General features: G+C 46.6%; 6 protein-coding genes. 3 read left to right on the top strand and 3 right to left on the bottom strand.

Translation table 11 applies throughout. From position 1 onward, the window contains the following. Both E5S67_RS33745 and E5S67_RS29335 read right to left on the bottom strand, forming a co-directional pair. Positions 1 to 649 (bottom strand): SH3 domain-containing protein (locus E5S67_RS33745; protein WP_246277036.1); only part of this gene is annotated, 649 nt, incomplete at its 3' end. A 338-nt stretch (positions 650 to 987) separates the two neighbouring features. Further along, a complete protein-coding gene (locus E5S67_RS29335; RefSeq protein ID WP_172192626.1) occupies positions 988 to 1,179 on the bottom strand; it encodes a hypothetical protein in 192 nt (63 codons plus the stop codon). A gap of 724 nt (positions 1,180 to 1,903) precedes the next feature. Between E5S67_RS29335 and E5S67_RS29330 the strand changes: the two genes are divergently transcribed. Next, positions 1,904 to 2,785 carry a lysophospholipid acyltransferase family protein gene (locus E5S67_RS29330; RefSeq protein WP_172192625.1) on the top strand — a complete coding sequence of 294 codons (882 nt, stop codon included), beginning with the start codon at positions 1,904 to 1,906 and terminating at the stop codon, positions 2,783 to 2,785. Between the two features lie 34 nt (positions 2,786 to 2,819). Here E5S67_RS29330 and E5S67_RS29325 read toward each other — a convergent pair whose 3' ends face one another. Continuing rightward, complete coding sequence (locus E5S67_RS29325; RefSeq protein WP_172192623.1) at positions 2,820 to 3,014, bottom strand: hypothetical protein; 195 nt, start codon at positions 3,012 to 3,014, stop codon at positions 2,820 to 2,822. A gap of 226 nt (positions 3,015 to 3,240) precedes the next feature. Between E5S67_RS29325 and E5S67_RS29320 the strand changes: the two genes are divergently transcribed. Next, complete coding sequence (locus tag E5S67_RS29320; protein ID WP_172192621.1) at positions 3,241 to 4,068, top strand: sulfotransferase family protein; 828 nt, start codon at positions 3,241 to 3,243, stop codon at positions 4,066 to 4,068. A gap of 66 nt (positions 4,069 to 4,134) precedes the next feature. Continuing rightward, positions 4,135 to 5,244 carry a DUF4347 domain-containing protein gene (locus E5S67_RS34255; protein ID WP_172192620.1) on the top strand — a complete coding sequence of 370 codons (1,110 nt, stop codon included), beginning with the start codon at positions 4,135 to 4,137 and terminating at the stop codon, positions 5,242 to 5,244. Positions 5,245 to 5,306 lie beyond the last annotated feature (62 nt).

Genomic DNA, 5,306 nt, shown 5'->3' with positions numbered 1-5,306 from the left:
CTTCTTCATTCTTTTCTCCGCGCCCCGCTTCTTCTTCCCCTGACACCCCGTCTTCTCCCTGTGCTGGGTCTTTTCCTGGTGCCGGTGCTGGTGTCGCTGCTGGTGCCGGTGTCGGCGCTGGTGCAGGACTTGGACTTGGACTTGGACGCGGTGTCGGCGCTGGTGCTGGTGCTGGTGTCGCAGCAGGTGCCGGTGCCGGACTTGGGGAAGGAGTTTGACTAATTGTGGTGCTGGCTGTCGTGCACGAACCTAAATTAGCCTCGTTGTTTGGGTATCCGGTAGCTATATACCCCTTTACGGGAGCGGTAATTTGAATCCAGAGGCGGCCGTCGGAGGCTTTAACAGAACTAGCGCTTTGGGGTACCGTTACCTGAGTGTTAATTGCTACACCGCCCACTCTAGGGGATTTGGGGTCTGGGTTCTGGCGAACGGTCAAACCTTCTTTGGGAGTGACTTTGCGGCAAATGTTGCCAGCTTGGGCTATTTGAAAGGTGGCGCTATCTTCAAATGAACTCTTTTCAGCATCCTGACTGGCAGTGGATGTTGACGGGGCGGCAACACCGATCGCATTCGCTTGCAAACTTCCGGCTGCGATCGCGATCGCGCCCAGCAATGCAGCGGGTTTGTTCCAGTAACTCAAGTTTTTCATTCCGTTCAACTCCTCATCTCATCAAAACTATTATCTTTATTGCAGGTCAATATAGCAAAAAAATCGATTTGTCTTCCAGGAAAAAGCTCTAGATAACATTTTTTATGCCTGTAAGTCAACTTTTATCTATATAATTTAATTTTTGCTGAGAGTTAAGCCAAAACAAATTAAGCTGCTACACCTATAAATTGCTCTTATGGCAGAGCCGGGGAGGGGGAGAAGACGAGAGGGGGAGAGCGGGGAGAGTGGGGGAGTGGGATAGTGGAGGAGTCAACAGTTAACTGTTAACTGTTTAAATCCGCGGCCGTTTACTAGGAATGCAAGTCATTTGTTGTGCGTCAATATCTTGTCAGGTGTTTGTTAAACCATTTAGCTGCCAGTTGTTGCAGTTGAGTAATATTTGGCTGCATTTCAGGTGAATTCTTGGCAGCTTCGAGAGCGAGATGGTGCTTGAGATGCTCCAAGATTCTGAGTGGCCGACGATTGGTGCGATCGACCCCATCGTCCCAGTCGGGTGTCGCAAGCCGCATACAGTTCTTCGATCTCGCTCGCATAACTCAACTGTCGATCGCACCTTACTTAATATTGCGGCAAACAGCGCAAATCGCTAGCATTAAACCAATGGCTGGCGTCAATTTGATAAAATCTTCCAAAACAGAAACTCATCGGCTTTAGACCTGGTTGTGTTTTTGTGGCCGGGGCCGCCGCGCCGGCCAATGACAGTTGCTGTAGGTGTTTCCAAACAGTTTTGTTCCTGTGGAGACATTTCCATTAAGGATTCTAGTCGTCGCAAAGCCGGCTTGTAGTTCCTCTACTTCAGGTGCCCTTGGTTCTGGCTCTTAAGTAAGCAACTTGGATGGTTTCTTTGTATTTACTCGCTGAGGCTTTACTGTGCCTGCTGCGGTTTGAGCGCCTGTCTGTTTAATAAAGATACAAGGGGCCAGTTTAGCCAACAAAATAGACAACCTGCACAAAACCTCCGAACAAAATCAGCCGGCTAAAATCAGAAACCAAATATTTGCACAGATTATGATTTAATGATATTGATATAGCAACCGCGAGCGAAGGTTAGGATGTTTTAAATTTCTGAAACTAATGCAGTACATTCCTTCTGAATCGGAGCATTTAATCCTAATATTTTTTTTGATTGCGCTCGCGGCGATGCTCTCACACAAAGAGAGTCAAAGTGAAACTGAGATGCTCCCTTTTTCCTTCTCTCATCGATAGCTAAAGCTTTCTTCCTTCTGCTATATAATGACCAAAGCGTTAAATATTTTTGCAGTGACAAAAACTACTAACAAAAAAGACGGAAAATCCTCTAACTATCCCTTTGACGGTCTATCTTTAGACGATCGCAATCCCGACTTCATTCAGCTTTTGTTGCCAATCTGGGAATGGCTGTACCGCTACTATTTTCGCGTACAAAGCGACGGCTGGCACCACGTACCCGCGAGCGGAAAAATGCTTGTTGTCGGTTCTCACAACGGGGGACTCGCCGCTCCAGATATGTTTATGTTCCTCTACGAATGGTTCCGCAGGTACGGCACCGAACGCTTGGCCTACGGATTGATGCACCCGACGGTTTGGCAAGTTTCTCCTGATGTTGCTAGCATGGCGGTTCAGTGTGGAGCCCTCAAGGCGCATCCGAAAATGGCGATCGCAGCTTTGCGGAAAAATGCCCCAGTTCTCGTTTATCCGGGCGGCGCCCAAGATGTTTTTCGCCCCCACCACTTGCGCGATCGAATCTACTTTGCGGGACGCAAGGGATTTATCAAATTAGCATTGCGAGAAGAAGTGCCAATTGTACCAATTATCTCCCACGGTGCCCACGATACTTTGATAGTTTTGGCAGATTTGTACGAACAAGCAAAGCAATTGCATGAATTGGGGATGCCGTGGCTATTTGGCATCGATCCGGTGGTATTGCCGGTGTATTTGGGATTGCCTTGGGGATTGAGTATTGGGCCTTTGCCAAACCTGCCTTTACCCGTGCAAATTCGGACTCGCGTGTGCGAACCGATTGTATTTGAGAGGTACGGTTCGGAGGCGGCGCGCGATCGCGATTATGTCGATGCTTGTTTCGATCGAGTTACCGCCCAAATGCAAGAACAATTAGATGGTTTGGCTGGCAATTGAGAATTGCACAAATTCGATCGACCAAAAAACATTCTTACAGCCCAGAATCCCCGTATAAAACTCCCCAAGGCTTGGGTTGCAAGTGCGATCGCGAACTGATTTTGGTCAAAATTTCTGTTAGCACATTTTTTTGCCCAAAGCAATGACCGAGGTGATGATTATTTGCCGAGTTCGATCGCACTTTTCTCCAACGCGCGACTGTATAATAATGAACGAAGGTAACTGCCATCTACCGCAAGATAGATTTTGCAATAAACTCGGCGGTAATTCCGTAAAGTTATGCAACATCCAACTTAAAGCAGATACCGTCTCAGATGCTGGAGGGACTGTCTTGCCTCCAGAGATTGTTGAAAGTCAATAGTGTGCAGTGATACAGCAAGTAGCAACCGCAAAAGCGTTCGCTTTCTTCTCTTCAAATGCCGACTATTTGCCCACCTTAAATATATTCCAACTGGATGCCCCAGAAAGCTCACTTTATATCCGGCCTACCCCGATCTGGTTCCACCTTACTTGCAGCATTACTGCGGCAAAATCCCCGCTTTCATGCTGCTATGACTTCCCCAGTCGGGGGTTTAGTTGAGCGAATGTTGGAAGCGATGAGTGAAGAAAATGAGTTTTCCGTATTTATTTCCCCTGAACAAAAACGGGCACTCATTCTCAGCATTTTTTCTGCCTATTATCATCCGCAAGCTGAAAAAGAAGTGATCTTCGACACCAATCGCCTTTGGTGCAGTAAATTGCCATTAATTCTGGAACTATTTCCCGAAGCTAAAGTAATTTGCTGCGTCAGAAACATCGCCTGGATTATGGATAGCATTGAGCTACTAATTCGGCGTAATACTTTTGATGTTTCCAGATTATTTAATAATTCAGCGGAACGGGCTACGGTTTATAGCCGCACGGAGGCATTAAGTCAAGGTTCGCGTTTAGTTGGGTATGCGTATAACGCCCTTAAAGAAGCATTCTACAGCGAACAGAGTGCATCTCTCCTATTGGTTGATTACGATTTATTAACCAAAGGACCGGCTAAAACCATGTCGTTGATTTATCAATTTTTAGGTGAAGAGCCTTTCGAGCATGATTTTAATAAGGTTCAATATCAAGAACCAGAGTTTGATAATAGATTAAACACAAAAGGCTTACATCAAGTTCGTTCTCAAGTCGAGTTTAAACCTAGAAAAACAGTTTTACCTCCCGACTTATTTGAGAGATTTGATGGCTTATCTTTTTGGATAGAAGCAGCAAATAGCCGCGCTAGTACCATTGTCGCCAAAGCTAAATAAACCGTCAAGCCTTGACGGTGACTGTAACATTGACAACACTAAGTAAAAATTAACAGGTCATCTACCATGAGCTACAAAATAATTTTCGTAGACTCCTCAGTACAAGACTACCAAAGTCTAATTAATAACGCTGATGCCGCTCAAATAGTCATTTTAGATGACAGATATAGCGGGATTGAGCAAATTACTAACGCCTTAGCCAATCAAAAAGATATTGCAGCCGTACAGATCCTTTCTCATGGTAGCGAAGGTAGTTTAAAACTCGGTGCCGATGTACTCAATAAGAATAACCTAGAAAAATTTAACACTCAGCTAGAACAGTGGGGAAAAGCCCTGACTGAAAAAGGTGACATCTTATTATATGGCTGCGATGTAGCGGCAGGAGAAACAGGTAATAAATTTATCGAGTCATTGAGCGAACTCACAGGTGCAGATGTAGCTGCATCTAACGACTTAACGGGAAATGAAGCATTAGGCGGCGACTGGGATTTAGAAATAGTAACTGGCAAAATAGAAGCCGCCGTGCCCTTTGATAGGGAGGCGATCGAAGATTATGAATATACACTAGCGAATTTTAATGTCACGGTGGCAACCGATAATGGCACTGGCACTGTAGCAGGCACATTAAGCAAAGCAATTTTTGATGCGAATGCCGCAGCAGGAGATGACACTATTACCCTCAACACAAATGTCACTGTTACAGGGGTAATGCAGACCCTAGTTAACAGCAACATTGATTTTATTGGCAATAACTTTAGTGTCAGCGGTGGCAATAGTTTTCGTCCCTTCTTTGTCAAATCGGGAACCGTCAATTTCACTAATTTGACTATCACCAATGGAGTAGCAGTAGGGGGATTTGCTTACGACGCCGGTCGTGGCGCTGGCATGGGTGGCGGTTTGTTTATCTACAATGGCACTGTGGGGGTGAATAACGTCATCTTTAGTAATAATGTCGCCGTCGGCGGTTCTCCTGGGGGTGGCGTCACCGGCAGAAGTGGTGGCGGGATGTTCGGCGGTAGTAACAGCGGCGGTGGCGGCGGTCTGTTTGGCGCTGCCACAGGTAGCACAGCCGGCTATGGTGGCAACGGCAACTACGGTGGTGGCATTAGCGCTTTTGGTGGAGGGGGCAATGGCGGTGGCGGTGGCGGCGGCTTTGGCGGACAAGGAGGCAGCTGAGGTGGCAAAGGCGCTGGGCCTGTCGCGTATAAAAATATGAAGATGACGGAGATGATAGGCGT

The sequence above is a fragment of the Microcoleus asticus IPMA8 genome (assembly GCF_013179805.1).
Classification (GTDB): domain Bacteria; phylum Cyanobacteriota; class Cyanobacteriia; order Cyanobacteriales; family Microcoleaceae; genus Microcoleus; species Microcoleus asticus.
Note: the sequence above shows the minus strand (reverse complement) of the source record. Positions and strands in the feature narration are given on the sequence as shown.